The sequence below is a fragment of the Bacillus manliponensis genome, from assembly GCF_000712595.1.
Classification (GTDB): Bacteria; Bacillota; Bacilli; order Bacillales; family Bacillaceae_G; genus Bacillus_A; species Bacillus_A manliponensis.
Window position 1 is genome coordinate 55,891 of the sequence record NZ_JOTN01000014.1, and the last position, 17,586, is coordinate 73,476.

A 17,586-nucleotide genomic window follows, 5' to 3' on the forward strand; every position below is an offset into this window, starting at 1 on the left:
CACAGTTTCCTATGAAAGCTGTACTGCCTCTATTTTTCTTTTCATCTAAAACATGCTATTCTTTTAGGCAGTAAGAAAGAAAATGAGGTCGATATATTATGCATTACGATGTAATTGTTATCGGAGGCGGCCCTTCAGGACTTATGGCTACAATCGGAGCAGCTGAAGAAGGCGCACGCGTCTTATTACTTGATAAAGGAAACAAACTTGGTCGTAAACTAGCAATCTCGGGTGGCGGTCGCTGTAACGTAACAAATCGCTTACCACTTGATGAAATTGTAAAACACATACCTGGAAATGGACGTTTTTTATACAGCGCTTTTTCTATCTTTAATAATGAAGATATTATTCAATTTTTCGAAAAGCTTGGTGTGAAGTTAAAAGAAGAAGATCATGGGCGCATGTTCCCAGTTTCAAATAAAGCACAGTCCGTTGTTGATGCACTTTTAACAAGACTCGAGCAGCTCCGCGTAAAGATTCGCACAAACACACCTGTTGAAACGATCGAATATGAGAATGGCCAAACGAAAGCCGTTGTCTTAAAAACAGGTGAAGTCATTGAAACAAATCACGTTGTTATCGCAGTTGGTGGGAAATCTGTTCCACAAACCGGCTCTACAGGTGATGGCTATGCTTGGGCAGAAAAAGCAGGTCACACAATTACAGAGCTGTTCCCAACGGAAGTACCAATTCTTTCAAAAGAGCCATTCATTCAAGATCGCTCACTGCAAGGACTTGCGCTTCGTGACGTAAGCCTTAGCGTCTTAAATCCAAAAGGAAAAGCAATCGTCTCTCATAAGATGGACATGTTATTTACCCATTTCGGTGTATCTGGCCCAGCTGCGCTTCGCTGTAGCCAATTCGTTGTAAAGGCACTGAAGAAATTTAAAACTAACAACATTCAAATGAGCATTGACGCGCTTCCTGATGAAAATGCGGAACAACTTTTCCAGCGTATGATGAAGCAAATTAAAGAAGAACCGAAAAAAGGCGTTAAAAATGTATTAAAAGGATATGTACCAGAGCGTTACTTCCTATTCTTGTTAGAGCGAAACGAAATTGATGGTAGCCAGCAAGCTGGACAAGTGGCTCACGAAAAAATTCGTGCGCTTGCAAAAGATTTCAAAGGATTCACATTCTCCGTTCACGGTACACAATCAATTGAAAAAGCATTCGTAACAGGCGGCGGCGTTTCCGTAAAAGAAATTCAGCCAAATGAAATGTCATCTAAGCTAATGAACGGCTTATACTTCTGCGGTGAAGTATTAGACATTCACGGTTACACAGGTGGCTATAACATTACATCTGCCCTTATTACAGGACGTATTGCTGGTACAACAGCCGGACAGTATGCGAAGTCGGGTTATTAAGATTACTTCCCCCTCTCTTTCAATGGAAAAGAGAGGGGATTTATCTTTCAAAATCCCCATAAACAAAAACGCTCAAAATTTGATTTGAGCGTTTTTGTTTATGACAATTTACTATCCTTATTCGACCTACAGCACTCTGTTAGTTCAATAACAATTGCATTAATAAATATATTTAAAAGTCTCATATTTCCCATTCCTAATAATAGTTTCAAATTCTTCTCCACCATTTTTACGCTTTAATAAAGTACCTATTTCATCATCTTTCATATTGTAATGTCTCTTATTTAGAAAGTTGACTTATCAATGATTTTAGCATAACTAATTACTCTCATTCCATCCCTTTGTTTCAAACACCACGCGTGGTTCAAAAAGGCACTGACCGTTACTACGCATCGCCAGTCCCCCTCTTCCTACTAAAAAAGAAAAGGTTTTTTCTAATTCTTTTTTATTGCTTTCAAAACCAAAACAGCATTATAGTTTATAATGTGAAATATTTAAAAGGGGAACAACTTATGAGAAAAAAAGTCATGCTTTCATTACTGCTCATGACGTTTCTTTCTGCGGTAGAAGGAACGATTGTGAGTACGGCAATTCCTCGTATTACGAGTGACTTGTCTGGCGTTGAGCTTGTAAGCTGGGTATATGCCATTTACATGCTTGCAACGGCCGTATCGACTCCGATTTACGGAAAATTAGCCGATTTATTCGGTCGTAAAAAAGTGTTATTAATCGGGGCAGCTATCTTTTTAATTGGTTCTACGCTGTGCGGATTTGCGACAACGATGGAGCAATTAATTATTTTCCGCGCACTACAAGGTATTGGTGCTGGAGCTGTTATGCCAATTACAATGACAATTATTGGTGACTTGTATGCAGAAGCAAAAGAACGAGCGAAAGCACAAGGATGGCTCAGTGCCGTTTGGGGAATTTCCGGTGTTGTTGGCCCATTAGTAGGAGGATTCTTAGTCGATTCTCTTTCTTGGCGCTACATTTTCTTCTTGAACATTCCATTTGGACTAATCGCTTGCGCTATGATCATGTTGTACTATAAAGAATCTGTCCAAAGAGAAAAACAACATATTGATTACCCAGGTGTTCTTATCTTCTCATTTGCGACTATTGCACTACTTTATGCATTACTAACAGGAAGTGCTGATCAAAGCTGGGGTGATATGACCATTATTAGCTTACTGCTATTTGCACTCGTATCTTACATCATCTTTTTCTTTATCGAGAAACGTTCCAAAGATCCATTCATTCCACTTGACTTATTCGCAAATCGTACAGTCTCAACAATTAACATATTAACGTTACTTGCTGGTGGAATGATCATTAGTATTACGATGTACCTTCCAATTTGGAGCCAAGGTGTACTACAAAAAAATGCAACGGAAGCTGGACTCATTCTTATGCCAATCCCTGTCTTATGGACAGTTGGTTCTCTTATATCCGGTAACTTACTTGGCAAACTAGCACCAAAGCAAGTGATTGTACTCGGTGCATCGATATTATCATTGGCAACATTTTTACTATTTACCTTATCAGTAAATTCGCCAGCATTTCTCATTTACGTAGCAGTTGGGATTTTTGGCTTAGGAATGGGACTGATGATGCCAATTTATATGGTTATTATTCAAGCATCAGTCCCATCTACGAAACGCGGAACAGCAGTTGGTCTCAATACCTTTACAAATACATTTAGTCAAACGTTAGGCGCCGCTGTATTTGGAATGATTTTCAATATGATGATTCATTCACAAGGAGCAGAGAATATAAACCTTGTTGCTAGTGGACACGGCGGACCAAGCGAAGCAATTTCTGGCTCACAAGAAGTGTTAGCTTCTAGCGTACATGTTATTTTCCTTAGTACGTTTGTATTAGCAGTACTTACATTAATTATCTCTTCGTTTTTATTAAAAGAAAAATCAAAGGAAGAACAAGCGAAAGCTTCATAAAGTGAAACTTCACTCAGTGGGGATTTTCTTCATCCCCCACTGAGTGTTAGTTGAACGAATCGGGCTTTTACAGGCTGTTAATGCGGGATAAAAAAGAGGATGGGCCTATGATGGCTCATCCTCCTTTTTCGTTATAACTTGCAGTTCTATCTCTCCATCATTCTCAACAACATGTTGTAACATAGACAGCTTATTGCTCCAAAACTGTTCGTAGTAAGATAACCACTGCTTCAGTTCTGCTAACGGTTCTGGATGTAGTTGATAAATTTTTTCTCTTCCTACTTTTCGCCCGCTTATTAATTTTGCTTCAGATAAAATATGAAGATGCTTCACAACCGCTGTACGGCTCACCGGAAAATGAGCTGTAATTTGCGAGATCGGTAATTCTTTCTCTGTTAATAAACGCAGCACTTCGCGGCGCGTTGGATCGGCAATTGCTTGAAATACATCATACTTTGCAGCTTCAGCCATTAGCCTTCCACTACTGCTTTTAATTTTTGGTTTACAATTGCTACCCAGCCGCCGTTCATGCGCTCACGAATAACAGAACTCTTTTCGTTCGCTTTCGAAAGTGTTCGATCTGCATCTCCCCAGCCGCCATGAACGAGTGTAAATTCCGTCTGATTATCTATTTCTTTTAACGTAAACGATACAACCCAGCCATCAGTGTCCCATGAAAAAGCTAAATAATTTGGCTCATCAATTTCTAACACTTTGCAAGGAGATGGACCAAACGGAGACTGCAGATGAAATTCATGCCCTACTTTTGCTTCAAAATCATTTGGCATAAACCATTTCGCAATCCCTTCCGCAGTAGATACTGCATCCCATACTTTTTGAATTGGTGCATTGAAAATAATTGTTTGTTTTATATCTTGTAACATGTGATAATCTCCTTCATTGTATAAATAACACCTTTTGGTTATACAAATAATATAACACCCAATAGTGTCATGTCAAATCATGCATTTTTAACAAACGTGAAAAGAGCCGGACCTCCGGCTCTTTTCACGTTTTATCCAGCACTGCTTCTTAAAGTTTATCTTTATATACAACCATCGCTGAAAAACAATAAATTTGATTTTCGTCATCGTTAATAGCGACACCAACTTGATACTTAATATCGACAAGTTGGTTATCCTCTAGCTTCTTTAAAAATGTGTTCATTGCATCTTCTAAATCCTTTTCGTGACTTTCATCAAACATTTTCACACGAATCATACTACTATCACCTTCCGTCACAACCCTTTCACTCCTGGATTGATGCCGCGGTGCATATCTATGATGCGATAAAACTTGCCATCTTCATATACATATCCTTCTTTTAATATATGTTTCTTTTCTTCAGTATAGACATAAAGTCTCCCAATCATAAACTTATTCGTATATAACTCCAAATAATCTCCCTTAAACTTGGCAATTATTTTATTCGTAATATCAATTTTTAATGTACGGCTTCTCACCCTCTCTCCCTCCTTTAACAAAGAACGGATTTACACCATTGTATGAACCGCATTATAGTTTTATGAATGAAAATGAATGGATATGCCTTCTAGTTGTCATGGTATATCCTATACTTATAATTTTCAGAATATTAATTGACAAAATTCCTTCTACATTGTACGTTATAAATAATTATGATTGATTGACGTTAACGTCAATCGTCAATTATTACAAACAGGAGGGATGTGGGATGACTGAAAAATACTACTCCATTCACGAAATGATGTCACTCTTTGATGTGAGTTCACGAACAATTCGCTATTATGAAGAGCTCGGATTAATTCAATCGCTGGAGCGAGAACTTCCAAATCAGCAGCGGACATTTACTGATTCCCAGCGACGTAGACTTAAATTAATTCTTCGAGGAAAACGATTAGGATTTAGCCTAAATGAGATTAAAGAAATGGTTGATCTTGTTGAAAAAAATCCAACTGGAGAAGAAGAAAAGAGACGCATTATTGCGTATGCCGATCAAAAGTTACAAGAAATTGAAGAAAAAATACAAGAACTTCAAACGACAAAAGAAGAAATTTTAGCACATCGGCAACGTTATTTAAGTGAATAAAAAATTTTCATTTAAACGGGGGTATTTATGAATACAATTCACGGTGTACTAGAAAGAAATGCAAGAAAGTTTCCAAAAAAAGAAGCATTTATCTCTAAAACAGCACGTTTAACGTATGTCGATATGAATCATAAAGCGAATCAACTTGCAAGATTTCTACAGCATAACGGAATTAAGCGAAACGCTCATGTCGCAATCCAATCTAAAAATAACGAGCATTTCTTTTATGCTTATTTCGCCCTAATGAAACTTGGTGCTGTTCCCGTTCCACTCAACATAAAACTTCGTCCAAATGAAATAAGCTCCATCACAAAAACGTTGGATATAAAATGTATCTTACATGAAAATGAATTTCTACCTATTATCGATGAAGTAAACAACATACTCCCTCTTCTCACTACTTTTTCTATTGAAGAAGTCATTGAACAAGCTACCTCCTTCTCAACGGATAATTTAAACATCTCAATCGATGCAAATGATGTTTGTGAATTACTTCTTACATCCGGTACAACAGGTCAACCAAAAGGTGTCCTATTTTCTCATACACAAGTAACAGCCATCGCAATGGCAATTGCTGCAGAATTTCACCTATCACATAACGACCGCATTCTATCACTTATGCCACTATCACACTCTGCACCACTCAATTGCTTTTTCATGGGTGGCTTCTACTGCGGAGCATCGCATGTGATTGGAGACTTCACACCACAAGAATTTCTCAATTGGATTCAACAAGAAAAAACAACCTTTGCATTCGCATCTCCTATCGCTTACTTACTAGCTGCAAAAGAACATAGTTTACCAAACTTTGATTTATCAAGTATGAGAGTCTTTGCTTACGGCGGCGGTGCTATGCCTCTTGCATCGTATCATTACATTACAGAAGCATTCCAAAATACAAATTTTTATCAAGTGTATGGTTTAACAGAAGCCGGTCCAAACGGCTCGTTATTAAGACCAGAAGAGCATTTAGACAAATGCGGTAGCATCGGAAAAGTTCCCGTTATAAATATGGAAATGAAGGTTGTTACGGAAGAAGGCACGGAAACAGCTCCAGGTGAATATGGCGAAATCATTCTTTCTGGTGACAGTACAATGATTGGCTATTACAACAACATAGAGGCAACAGAAGAAATGATTCGCGGAAACTGGATTTACACAGGTGACATCGCATACAAGGATGAAGATGGCTATATATTCATTGTAGATCGAAAAAAGGACATTATCATCCCGGGCGGTGTTAACGTATATCCGCGCGAAATTGAAGAAGTATTGGCAAAGCACCCAAGTGTTCAACAAGCTTGCGTCGTTGGGTTCCCTCATAAAGAATGGGGCGAAACAATTAAAGCAGTCATTGTAAAGAAAGAATATACCGATGTAACAGAACAACAGTTAGATACGTATATGAAAGAGCATCTTGCACCATTTAAATGCCCACGAATCTATCGCTTTGTAAACGAGTTACCGCACAATGCAAGTGGAAAAATTTTAAAACAACTTGTAAAGGAGATGTAATAGATGGCAAACAGTGTGACGAATCATAAAAAGATAGATTATACAAAATGGAAATCCGGAAATGATGCGAATTGGTATAGCGATGATCCGATTTTAACCCGTTATGCAAATCGCTATTTATCAAAGACCCTTTTGCAATACGTAGAAGAAAACTTTGAAAAAACAGGGGCACTCGCAGCCGGACCTATTGATACACGCGCCGTACATACGGATCGTGAAGGTGCTCCAAAACTCATTCGTTATGACCGAAAAGGAGAAGAAATTAATGAAATTTGGTATAACGAAGGATACTTACAAACTGTCCGAGATGGTTATGGAACTGGCGTTGTATCGTGCCGCTATGATGAAAACGCACCAGAGAAAATTCCATTTTTCGTAAACTCTATTTTACTGTACATGTTATGTGAAGCAGAAAACGGATTTACATGTCCAGTTGGCTTATCACAATCTGTTGCGTTTGTGTTAGAGAAGTTTGGTTCCGAGCAGCAAAAGCAAGATTATTTATCAAGGCTCATTTCAAATGACCCGGTAATTCATGCACAAGGTGCAACATTTCTAACAGAAATTCAAGGCGGCTCAGACGTTGGGGCAACGGAAACAAAAGCAGTAAAGCAAGGTGATCATTACGTACTTACCGGCGAAAAATGGTTCGCTAGCAATTGTGATGCTGAAGTCGCGATTACACTTGCCCGTGTAAATGACAAACCATCAACTCGTGGACTCGGACTGTTCCTTGTTCCACGTACACTTCCAGATGGAGCTAGAAATCACGTAACGATTCGTAGATTAAAAGATAAACTTGGTGTTCGCGCCGTTGCAAGTGGTGAACTCATTTTAAATGGAGCAATTGGCTATTTAATCGGCGAGGAAGAAAGCGGTTTTAAATATATGGCAGAGGCACTGAACGTTTCTCGCCTCGGCACAGCACTTGCTGGTCTTGGACTAGCAAGGAGAGCATTGTTAGAAGCCTCAATTTATACGAGTCAGCGCAGTGCATTTGGTACTACAATTCAACGCTTCCCAATGGTACAAGAAACATTAACAAACATGATGACAGAAATTGAAGCAGGCTGGGCTCTTTCTGCACAAACGATTCGTTTATTCGATAACGTTCATACGTATAACAAAAAGTCAGCAGAAGATTACACCTTGCTACGTATTTTACTATCTCTTGCAAAATATCGATGCAGCGAGCTTGGAGTATCAGCTGCAAAAGATGCACTCGAGCTGCATGGTGGCAACGGCTATATTGAAGAATATGTAACGCCGCGCCTGCTTCGTGATGCTATTGTCAATCCAGTATGGGAAGGAACAGCGAATATCCAATCACTTGAAATTTTGAAAACACTTCAAAAAACCGGCGCAGAGCCATTTATGAAAGATCTCTTCCAAACATTGCAGCACATTAAACATCCAAGATTACAGCAACTAAAAGGAAAATTAATTCAAGAAGCAAATCGTACGGAAGAACTTATCACTCACGTACTCCAGCAAAACCATTATGAACAAAGTGCACTTGCAAAAAAACTGGCTGATTTTATGTATGACGTATACGCTTCTATTCATCTTCTTGAAGAAGCACAGTATGATTTACATGAATTTGGTGATGAAAGACGACTGCTAATAGCGGCACAATGGACGTACTTAAAGTTTGATAAGTCATCGGACCGCGGTATTTTATCAAATACTCATGTTACAAGTGAAGTATTTGAGACGATTGTTTGTTTTGGTAGAGAATAAGGGATTTCAGGGTCCCTCAAAGTTTGTTGAGGAAGATAAACAAACCATATTCCAGTCAAAACAAACAACATTCCGATCAAAACAGACAACATCCCGGTCAAAATAGACAACATTCCAGTCAAAACAGACAACATTCCAGTCAAAACAGACAATATTCCAGTCAAAACAGACCATATTCAAAAAAACAGGCCGCACTCGCGGCCTGTTTTCTATTGTAACTCCACTAAAACAATTTCCGGACGGTTAAATACCCTCTGCGGGATAATGCTATTTCCTAACCCTCTACTTACAACCATCGATGTATCTTCTTGCTTATACTTCCCAGCTGTATATTCAGGGAATAACCCTTGTCCCGGCGCAACAAGACCACCGATAAACGGTAACCTGACTTGTCCGCCATGAGCATGTCCAGAAAAAACAAGATCCACATTTTCTTCGACATAGGTAGGAAAGTGTTCCGGTCTATGCGATAACAACATACGAAATTCATTCTGCTCAATCTCTTCACTTGCAGCTTTTATCTCATTTCGCATGATGTTCACTTCATCATCGGTACCTGTTTGAAACAATGGGTCATCAATACCAAGTACATAAATATGCTGACCATCCTTCGTAAGTTTCGCATGTTCGTTTCTTAAAATATTCACGCTATGCTCTTTTAATTTCTTTTCAAAGCTTTCATAACGGCCTGATGCTGCCTCATGATTTCCAGTGACAAAGTAAATTGGATATGTATGTGCTAGCTGCTTTGCTATTTTAATAGTTGCCTCTTCATCATACCGATCTGCATCCACCATATCTCCTGTCATAAAAATAACATCCGGCTTCAAATGCTTTATCTTTTCTACCAATCTCCCTTGCTCGTCTCCAAATTCCTTACTGTGCAAATCTGATAAATGAACAATTCTATAGCCTGTAAATGCTTCCGGTATTTTATCTGACTCAACTTGAATTTCTGTGATTGTTAATACATTATTTTGGACGTAACTAAACACTCCTACTAGTACAAGAATGGCTACAGTTATGAACCATTTCCTATGCTTCTTCATATGCAATATTCCTCATCTTTTTCACAACTAAATACAAGCTTAATAGAAAGATGTATGCAGCACTTGCAATCATTATCCAAACCGGAATTGGATGAAACTTAGCTGCATAAATAAAGAAGTCAATTTGCATAATATCACTCGGTTTTGTAACAGGTCCTTTAAAATAATTTGTAAACTTAGCGGTATACTTCCACTCAAATGAACTCTCTCTTAAATTGCTCCCTTCATACCAGCTCATCATTGTCGTGACGAAAAAAAGCATAAAACCAATGCCGTACTGAGCGATATATCTGATACGCACTTTTATTCCCCCTTTTTATACAAACTTATCCCCATGTAATATTCATTTCTTCAAAAGATGTTTTACTTTCTGCTAACGCTTCTTCATCTTCAGCACCAATCATTTCTACCTCATCTTTAGAAAGTACAATTTGTTCGTTTGGATTTTCTATTTTTCTCTCATATACAATTCGCAATAATTTAAGCTGCGATTCATTCATCTCATAATTCTCTTCTAAAAATTCTTCTGCCTCTTCTATCCTCATAAGCTGCGCCTCTAGTAAACAACCGCTATGTACCTCCACCTCATCTAACGAATCTACTGAATACATGATGCCATTTTCTTCCCAAAATGCCGCTGTAACAAACGGCTTCATCTCACCATCAATATCTTCTAGTAAATACTGCAATGTCTCTTCTTCAGCAATTTCTTTTACTTTTTCTCCTGCGCCCTCAAAGTATGAGATTGCTTCTTCTACTTCTCTTTCACTATCCATATCTTGAAAGGCAGCTACAATACATTCTGGATGAAATGTCACTGTTCCACGAGCACCTTCACTATTTTGTATATTATAGTTCATACCATCCCAAGAACTTTCATGAGAAAAATCAGGATAATGTGCAGTCATAATTGCATGTGCAATTGATGTAAACATGCACCCTTTCCATAACTCGTCGCGTTCAATTGGTAATTTATATTTTTTCATCTGTTTCATCCTATCTTTTCTATATTCTTCCACTCACAATATTACTTGAGGTCATATAAAAATGAAATTTAATTTTCTATTTTTCTAATAAAAACGTCCTAAAACGTTAAAGTAATATTTTATTACCCTCTCTTCTTTTTAGTACCTATCCAAAATCAATACCATCACTTTTTATGTATAACGAATTCCGTTCGATATTTCTTCTAACCTACTCCAATCTAATATACGAATAGAATTTTTCTTCCGTTCAATAATTTGCTTCTTTGAAAGTGACTGAATAACTCGGTTAAGATGTCGATATGTCGTACCAAGTAAACCCGCGATTTCTTCAACACTAGACGTTTGTAACTCGACACCAAATCCATTATCATGTTCTGTTAATATCGTGGACATAAGATAACTTGCAAATCTATTCTCAACAGATGCTAGTAAATTTACGCGTGAAGCTGTTGTACATGTTTGTAGCTTATAACTTACATGTTCTAAAAGTGTATATAAAAACTTTGCATTCTGTAACTCATGCTTCTTTATATATTCAAAAGAAATTCCAATCAATAAACATTCGTTAACTGCCTTCACTTGTGACTGCACTGGAATATCACGAACAAGTTCAATATCACCGATAATAGAAAACGGCTGAACAAATCTTAATAAAAGAGCTTTCCCGGTTGCAACACTTGATGTAACTTTTACTTTCCCCTCTACTAAAAATAATAACGTCTTTAAATCGTCACCTTCATGTAAAATGATTTCATTTGGACTATATTTTTGTAATGTGAATGGAATTGATGTTTTCTCGTTAAACATTTCTTTAATTTCATATTGCTGTAACTTTTCTTCAAGTAACCCCATGCTTTTAATATATTTCATATAAATCTCCTTCTTAGGACATATGTCCTTTTTATTATAAAATATGTTGATATGATTAATAGCAATAACGTGAAACTTCACTCAGTGGGGGTTTTCTCCATCCCCCACTGAGTGTTAGTTGAACCAATCGGGCTTTTACGGGCTGTTTATCTCCCACCTAAACTTCTCTGAATCCTCTAAGTTTCGAGGTGGGAGTCTTACAGCCCGCAAATAGCGGGATAAATAAAATAGAGGTGTGTATCATGAAGTTTGTCTTTGATTTAGATGGAACAATTTGTTTTAAAGGTCAGCCGGTTAGTGAAATTATACTAAAAGGATTAGAAAAGTTGGTTGCACAAGGTCATGAAGTTATTTTTGCTTCAGCGAGACCTATTCGTGACTTACTTCCTGTGTTGCATGAACGCGTTCATACGTATCCAATGATTGGTGGGAATGGTTCAATGGTTTCCATAAAAGGGAAAACTATATCAACAGTTAGCTTTGACAAAGAAATACTGGATTCTATTTTCCCATTACTAAAAACATATAATATCTCGTATTTAATAGATAGTGACTGGGATTATAGTTATACAGGAAGCACAAGCCATCCTATTTTAAATAACCTTGATCCACAAAAACGTGCTAAAAATGTGTCATTAAATCAATTAAATCAAATTATAAAAATTTTAATACTTAATTCAAATAACATGCACGAAGTTGAAAACAAACTAAAAGAGCTAGATGTTGTTGTGCATACCCATGGAAAAGAAGGAGTATTAGACATAAGTCCAAAAGGAGTAGATAAGTGGACTGGATTACAAAAGTTAGGTGTTAAAAAAGGAGAATATATTGCCTTTGGTAATGATGCAAATGACATCGCAATGTTTCAACATGCTCTGCATTCAGTTATAGTTGGAGAAAATCTACAGTTAGTTCCTCTTGCTTCTGAACAATTACCATTCAACAGCAAAGTTGAAGAACTTTTAGTAAGGAAATTTGATGAGCTTGGGTCTAACGCGACGATATCACCATTTAACCGTAATATACTCAACTTCACAAACTCAAAATAGGATTAGCCAACAGCTAATTCTATTTTGAACATGGCTAGTAGTTTACACTTGTTCATCTACTTCACACTTCCTTTTTCACATTTCATCACCTACAATACTACTGGAGGTGTTTTAAAAATGAAACCCAATTTTTGGAGTGGTGATGACGAACTTACATTACAACCATTAACAGATGAGATAGTAAAAAAAGCAGAAGAAATATTACAAGTTAAATTGCCAGATGCATATATTAACCTACTAAAGACACAAAACGGTGGCTATATTGAATATAATGCCCACCCTTCTTCTGAAAAAACTTCATGGGCTGATGATCATGTAAGTATTGATTCTATTATGGGAATCTCACTCAATGAAAATGACAGCAGCATTTTAGAAAGTACCTACTATATTCAAGAATGGGAAATGCCAGAAAATCTCGTTTTATTATGTGGTGACGGTCATACGTGGATTGCATTAGATTACCGGGAAACAAGTGAAAATCCCCCTATTATTTTCATTGATAATGAATGGGAACAAATTGTACAATTGGCCCCAAACTTTGCAACATTTTTAAACGGACTTACTGTTTGGGAGCACCATGAAGAATAGGATTAGCTAACAGCTAATCCTATTTTGAAGAGGATTTCACATCCGCGACAATAATTCCACCAATCACAAATGCTACCATCGCTAAAAACTTAATGCCCGTTCTATACATATATTCCAAATCGGTCAAGTACAACTCCGTTACAACGTAAACAATTGCAGCAATCGTCGCAATGATAAGCCCTTTATACTTCCCTATCATCCACCGCTCACTGGCGGAATAAACGCCACAACATCGCCAGCTTGTACGATGTCATCCTCGTTTGCATATTCTTCGTTAATTGCTACCATTGTGTTCGATGATAATGATAGATTGTACTCTTTTGCGACATGCTCTTTTAACTTTGTAACAGATACATTTGCAACGTCAATTTGTAATTCATTTTGGTTCGCTTCTTCTTGTAAATGAGCAAATAATAGTACGGTAATCATTCTATCCCTACCTTTCCTGGCTCGCCGTCCGGATATGATGTTTTCTGAAGTTGATCGCCAATCCATTCTTCCCCGTCTTCCCAAAATTCCTTTTTCCAAATTGGAACGATTTGTTTAATACGCTCCATAATATATTCATTTGCTTCGTACGCTTCTTTTCGGTGCGGCGTTGATACAGCAACAACAACAGCAATATCAGAAATTTGCAGCGTGCCGATGCGATGTGTAATTGCAACGTGCGTCCCAGGCCACTTTTGTTTCGTTTCATCACCAATTTTGGCCAGCATTTTCTCTGCCATTGAACGATATGCCATATACTCTAAATGAAGTGTACGACGCCCCTTTGTAAATTCACGAACAGTTCCTGTAAATGTTGTAACTGCACCGCACTCACGACGAATGACTTTCTTTGTCACCTCTTCAATTGAAATTGGTGCATTTACTACTTCAAAGTATATTTCTGTCATCTTAGTTCCCTCACCCTTTTTGTTAGCCAATCCATATATTTTTCATCTTCTGTTATATGAAACACTTTATATGATTCTAGTTTTGGTAACTCTGTCCACGTAATGACAGCAATAATATTTTCAACACGCTCTAACAAAGAAAGCTCTTCTTCTGAGCGGATAATAACAACCTTCGGATAACGCTCTTTTTTATACCCTTCGACGATAATAGCATCTACTGCAAAATATGTGTATAACTCGATTATTTTTTGCAGCGGCCATATACCATTTACAGATAGTGACAATAGCCCACCACCTTCTACTGAACTTACAGCAGCACCGGCTTGTCGATGCCGCTCACTGTCTTTTTGAAGTGGTAAATCTGGCACGCCTCCATGTCCGTGATGCTTTATCGTTCCAATTTGCATACCTTCTTTAGTTAACGCTCGTACTACTTTTTCAACAAGCGTCGTTTTTCCGCTATTTTGATAGCCTACGATTTGTAGGACTGGAATCGCTCGTCCCACGGCCATTCACTTCCTCGCTCACTATCTAGTAAAAGCGTTGTTACCGTCATACCAGCTTGAAATCCACGTGTCCCACCTGGTAATACAATAAAAGCATTTGCATTAGCAAGCGAAGAGACAGCACTGGATTTATCTAGACCGACCGGCATTACTTCTAATCTTCCATCTACAAATTCTGCTTTTGCGCGCACAAAACGTGTAAACGGATTCGGTTTTGGAAACTCCTTCATTAATACCGCATCCGCTCTATACATATGTGCTTCTTTTTTATGGAGAAACGCACCGATAATTGGGCGAACAAACAATTCAAATCCAACAAAACAAGCTGACGGATTCCCGGAAAGCCCAAATAATAATTTTCCATTCACTTCCGCTACCGTCGTTACACTTCCAGGGCGCATCGCAATTTTATTAAAAAGGACGTTTGCTCCTAATTTTTCATAAATAGCTGGTAAATAATCGTAATCACCAACCGATACTCCACCAGTTGTAATTAACACATCTACCTCTTCCATCGTTTGTTTTACCATGTTGTAACATGTATCAAAATCATCAGCAAACTGACCGAAATATTTTACGTCACCGCCAACCTTTACAATCTGCGCGCCAATCATATAGGAGTTGCTATTACGAATCTTCCCAGGCTGAAGCGCTTCATGAACATTTAATAGTTCACTTCCCGTTGTGACAATTCCAATAACAGGACGCTTTCTAACGGAAACTTCACTATACCCAAATGTTGCAAGAAGAGCAGCAACACCTGGATTAATAACCGTCCCACTTTCCACAAGCACCTCACCTTTTTTTACATCTTCACCTTTTCGTGAAATGTTGTCACCATTTTGAAACGGACGCTTTAGTTTCATGTATGTTTTTCCATCTTGCTTATACCCTTCCGTTAACTCTAGCATGACAACAGCATCACACCCTACTGGAATTGCTGCACCTGTCATAATGCGCACTGCTTGAAAGGGCTGAACTTCTTCTGTAAAAAGCGATCCCGCTCCAATTTCTCCGACTACTTCAAAACATAACGGATTCTCAAAGTTCGCTTCCTTCGTATCTTCTGCTCGAACTGCAAAACCATCGTACGGCGAGCGGTCAAAATGCGGTACATCATTATCTGCTATGACGTCCTCAGCGAGAACTTTGCCGTAACTATGTGTCAGTGGGACACGCTCAAATCCCCCTTGCTTTGCATATTTCATTACATGTGTAACAGCATCTTTCACCGCGATCGGTGTTCGTTTTTCCACCAAACTTCTCACCCCATACTTTGAAAATATTCCCTCTCCCTGCCATTTTCTTGTACAATGCTAATAGAAACAACAAGGAGGAATATATATGTCTTCATTTACTCATTTTAACGAGCAAGGCCGCGCTAAAATGGTTGATATTAGTAATAAAAAAGTAACAGTGCGCACCGCAATTGCACGTTCTAGTGTAATCGTAACACGAGATATTTACGATAAAATTGTCAGCAATGAAATTGGCAAAGGAGATGTGCTAGCCGTTGCCCAAATTGCTGGTATTATGGCTGCAAAGCGTACATCCGATATTATTCCAATGTGCCACCCACTTCTATTAAAAGGAGTTGATGTTTCATTTGACTGGCACATAGCAGATGACGAGCATCGTCTCCTTATTGAAGTAAAAGTAAAAACAGAAGGCAGCACTGGCGTAGAGATGGAAGCATTAACAGCTGCTTCTGCCGCTGCACTTACTGTCTATGATATGTGTAAAGCTATCGATAAAGGCATGATTATCGGTAAGACGTACTTACTCGAAAAAACAGGCGGTAAAAACGGTAATTATGTAAGAACAACAGATAAATAAAACCCTTCTTTTTTTCAGATAGGACAGAGCATCTCGCCACACATGGTAACGGTCAGGGCCTTTGACTGCCACACCTGAATTTTCACTTTCCGTGACAATCATGGATTGAACTAGCCCGAAGATTTTTCTTTGGGCTTATCCTATGTAACGAGCATATAAACGCTTTGCTACTTGTATGTCGTTTGTTCCATGTACAAAAGCTCGTCCATCGTTAAATAAAACGAAACGATATTCTTCTACATGAAACGATAATAAATACGGTGTCCGTTGTACAGTTACACTCTTTTGTAAGCGCTTTTCAATTTCTTCTAACTGAAGCTCTTGTTTGACTGCTGGGCGAATTTGCACGGTATTTCGGCCGCATAACACTTCTGTTTTCGTCTGCATATCAAACGTTAAACTTGGATATGTACGTATATGTCCACAAGATAGACATTTTTCCTTCTTTTGACGATTTACTTTTACAGCCATATATTGATTATGCCAAAGATCAAATGAAACCATTGTTTCCCTTAAAGACTCAAAATCTTCAACCAGTATCTTCAAAGCTTCTGCTGTCTGATAGGCAACAACCATTTGAACTACGGGCTGAATGACACCAACAGTATCACATGTTGCACCACTTGTTGGATGCTCCATTAAGCAACGAAAACACGGTGTTTTTCCTGGAATAATTGTATATGTAACGCCGTAACTCCCAACACAGCCACCATATATCCACGGAATATTTTCACGCTGTGAAATATCATTAATTAATAAACGTGTATCAAAGTTGTCAGTTGCATCGATAATTAAATCGATATGTTGAATCAGCTTTTCTATTTCTTGTACTGTTACATCTGTTATAACAGGTTCAATTACAACGTCTCCATTTATCTTTCTTAAATGTTCAGCAGCCGCAACTGCTTTTGGCATATAACGCTTCGCATCGTCTTCTGTATATAATTGCTGACGCTGTAAATTACTCCATTCCACATAGTCGCGGTCAACAATGGTGATTTTCCCAACACCTGCACGCGTAAGTACTTCTGCATTCGCAGAACCAAGCGCACCCGCACCAATAAGTAATACGTGTTTTTTACGTAACCTTCGCTGACCACTTTCACCAATTTCAGAAAACAGTACTTGCCGTGAATACCGCTCTTGCATAGAAACCCC

General features: G+C 38.2%; 22 protein-coding genes. 8 read left to right on the forward strand and 14 right to left on the reverse strand.

Annotated elements, in window-relative coordinates; all coding sequences use genetic code 11:
• The first annotated feature begins 98 nt into the window (after nt 1–98).
• Nucleotides 99–1,370, forward strand: a complete 1,272-nt coding sequence (locus tag BAMA_RS15765) for a BaiN/RdsA family NAD(P)/FAD-dependent oxidoreductase (RefSeq protein WP_034640923.1) — start codon at nt 99–101, stop codon at nt 1,368–1,370.
• A gap of 512 nt (nt 1,371–1,882) precedes the next feature.
• Nucleotides 1,883–3,325 carry an MDR family MFS transporter gene (locus tag BAMA_RS15770; protein WP_034640926.1) on the forward strand — a complete coding sequence of 481 codons (1,443 nt, stop codon included), beginning with the start codon at nt 1,883–1,885 and terminating at the stop codon, nt 3,323–3,325.
• A 105-nt stretch (nt 3,326–3,430) separates the two neighbouring features.
• Here BAMA_RS15770 and BAMA_RS15775 read toward each other — a convergent pair whose 3' ends face one another.
• From BAMA_RS15775 to BAMA_RS15790, 4 genes are all read right to left on the reverse strand, one after another.
• A complete protein-coding gene (locus tag BAMA_RS15775) occupies nt 3,431–3,796 on the reverse strand; it encodes an ArsR/SmtB family transcription factor (RefSeq protein WP_034640929.1) in 366 nt (121 codons plus the stop codon).
• Nucleotides 3,796–4,209 (reverse strand): SRPBCC family protein, encoded by a 414-nt coding sequence (locus BAMA_RS15780; RefSeq protein WP_034640931.1) that lies wholly within the window; start codon nt 4,207–4,209, stop codon nt 3,796–3,798. The genes BAMA_RS15775 and BAMA_RS15780 overlap by 1 nt, the downstream gene beginning before the upstream one ends.
• Before the next feature lie 148 nt (nt 4,210–4,357).
• On the reverse strand, nt 4,358–4,546 hold the full coding sequence (locus BAMA_RS15785; RefSeq protein ID WP_034641100.1) for a sporulation protein Cse60: 189 nt from the start codon (nt 4,544–4,546) through the stop codon (nt 4,358–4,360).
• A 17-nt stretch (nt 4,547–4,563) separates the two neighbouring features.
• Nucleotides 4,564–4,788, reverse strand: a complete 225-nt coding sequence (locus BAMA_RS15790) for a DUF2553 family protein (protein ID WP_034640935.1) — start codon at nt 4,786–4,788, stop codon at nt 4,564–4,566.
• A 230-nt stretch (nt 4,789–5,018) separates the two neighbouring features.
• On the opposite strand from BAMA_RS15790, the gene BAMA_RS15795 reads away from it, so the two are divergent.
• The 3 genes from BAMA_RS15795 to BAMA_RS15805 are packed head-to-tail and all read left to right on the forward strand — an operon-like array spanning nt 5,019 to nt 8,648.
• The gene (locus tag BAMA_RS15795; RefSeq protein WP_034640939.1) at nt 5,019–5,393 is read left to right on the forward strand and encodes a MerR family DNA-binding protein; all 375 of its coding nucleotides are present in this window, start codon (nt 5,019–5,021) and stop codon (nt 5,391–5,393) included.
• Nucleotides 5,394–5,420: 27 nt separating this feature from the next.
• Complete coding sequence (locus tag BAMA_RS15800) at nt 5,421–6,908, forward strand: class I adenylate-forming enzyme family protein (RefSeq protein WP_034640941.1); 1,488 nt, start codon at nt 5,421–5,423, stop codon at nt 6,906–6,908.
• Between the two features lie 3 nt (nt 6,909–6,911).
• Nucleotides 6,912–8,648 (forward strand): acyl-CoA dehydrogenase family protein, encoded by a 1,737-nt coding sequence (locus BAMA_RS15805; protein ID WP_051758992.1) that lies wholly within the window; start codon nt 6,912–6,914, stop codon nt 8,646–8,648.
• A gap of 209 nt (nt 8,649–8,857) precedes the next feature.
• Here the strand turns inward: BAMA_RS15805 and BAMA_RS15810 are convergent, their stop codons facing one another.
• From BAMA_RS15810 to BAMA_RS15825, 4 genes are all read right to left on the reverse strand, one after another.
• Complete coding sequence (locus tag BAMA_RS15810; RefSeq protein WP_034640943.1) at nt 8,858–9,697, reverse strand: metallophosphoesterase; 840 nt, start codon at nt 9,695–9,697, stop codon at nt 8,858–8,860.
• The gene (locus BAMA_RS15815; protein ID WP_034640945.1) at nt 9,684–9,998 is read right to left on the reverse strand and encodes a YjdJ family protein; all 315 of its coding nucleotides are present in this window, start codon (nt 9,996–9,998) and stop codon (nt 9,684–9,686) included. Before BAMA_RS15815 ends, BAMA_RS15810 begins: the two co-directional genes overlap by 14 nt.
• 25 nt (nt 9,999–10,023) lie before the next feature.
• A complete protein-coding gene (locus BAMA_RS15820) occupies nt 10,024–10,683 on the reverse strand; it encodes a hypothetical protein (RefSeq protein ID WP_034640948.1) in 660 nt (219 codons plus the stop codon).
• A 171-nt stretch (nt 10,684–10,854) separates the two neighbouring features.
• Entirely contained in the window at nt 10,855–11,553 is a 699-nt protein-coding gene (locus BAMA_RS15825) for a Crp/Fnr family transcriptional regulator (RefSeq protein ID WP_034640949.1), read from the reverse strand.
• Nucleotides 11,554–11,795: 242 nt separating this feature from the next.
• Between BAMA_RS15825 and BAMA_RS15830 the strand changes: the two genes are divergently transcribed.
• Together BAMA_RS15830 and BAMA_RS15835 are read left to right on the forward strand one after the other, a co-directional pair.
• Nucleotides 11,796–12,602 carry an HAD-IIB family hydrolase gene (locus tag BAMA_RS15830; RefSeq protein ID WP_051758993.1) on the forward strand — a complete coding sequence of 269 codons (807 nt, stop codon included), beginning with the start codon at nt 11,796–11,798 and terminating at the stop codon, nt 12,600–12,602.
• A 117-nt stretch (nt 12,603–12,719) separates the two neighbouring features.
• Entirely contained in the window at nt 12,720–13,190 is a 471-nt protein-coding gene (locus tag BAMA_RS15835) for an SMI1/KNR4 family protein (RefSeq protein WP_034640952.1), read from the forward strand.
• A gap of 19 nt (nt 13,191–13,209) precedes the next feature.
• On the opposite strand, the gene BAMA_RS15840 is transcribed toward BAMA_RS15835, so the two are convergent.
• Genes BAMA_RS15840 through BAMA_RS15860 form a run of 5 tightly spaced genes read right to left on the reverse strand, consistent with a single transcriptional unit; the run spans nt 13,210 to nt 15,851 of the window.
• A complete protein-coding gene (locus tag BAMA_RS15840; RefSeq protein ID WP_034640954.1) occupies nt 13,210–13,389 on the reverse strand; it encodes a hypothetical protein in 180 nt (59 codons plus the stop codon).
• A complete protein-coding gene (moaD, locus tag BAMA_RS15845) occupies nt 13,386–13,619 on the reverse strand; it encodes a molybdopterin converting factor subunit 1 (protein WP_034640956.1) in 234 nt (77 codons plus the stop codon). The genes BAMA_RS15840 and moaD overlap by 4 nt, the downstream gene beginning before the upstream one ends.
• Complete coding sequence (locus BAMA_RS15850) at nt 13,616–14,086, reverse strand: molybdenum cofactor biosynthesis protein MoaE (protein WP_034640959.1); 471 nt, start codon at nt 14,084–14,086, stop codon at nt 13,616–13,618. The genes moaD and BAMA_RS15850 overlap by 4 nt, the downstream gene beginning before the upstream one ends.
• A complete protein-coding gene (gene mobB / locus BAMA_RS15855) occupies nt 14,083–14,598 on the reverse strand; it encodes a molybdopterin-guanine dinucleotide biosynthesis protein B (RefSeq protein WP_034640962.1) in 516 nt (171 codons plus the stop codon). The genes BAMA_RS15850 and mobB overlap by 4 nt, the downstream gene beginning before the upstream one ends.
• Complete coding sequence (locus BAMA_RS15860) at nt 14,559–15,851, reverse strand: molybdopterin molybdotransferase MoeA (RefSeq protein WP_034640963.1); 1,293 nt, start codon at nt 15,849–15,851, stop codon at nt 14,559–14,561. The genes mobB and BAMA_RS15860 overlap by 40 nt, the downstream gene beginning before the upstream one ends.
• A gap of 85 nt (nt 15,852–15,936) precedes the next feature.
• On the opposite strand from BAMA_RS15860, the gene moaC reads away from it, so the two are divergent.
• The gene (gene moaC, locus BAMA_RS15865) at nt 15,937–16,428 is read left to right on the forward strand and encodes a cyclic pyranopterin monophosphate synthase MoaC (protein ID WP_034640966.1); all 492 of its coding nucleotides are present in this window, start codon (nt 15,937–15,939) and stop codon (nt 16,426–16,428) included.
• A gap of 135 nt (nt 16,429–16,563) precedes the next feature.
• On the opposite strand, the gene BAMA_RS15870 is transcribed toward moaC, so the two are convergent.
• Nucleotides 16,564–17,577, reverse strand: a complete 1,014-nt coding sequence (locus BAMA_RS15870; RefSeq protein ID WP_034640968.1) for a molybdopterin-synthase adenylyltransferase MoeB — start codon at nt 17,575–17,577, stop codon at nt 16,564–16,566.
• Between the last annotated feature and the right edge of the window lie 9 nt (nt 17,578–17,586).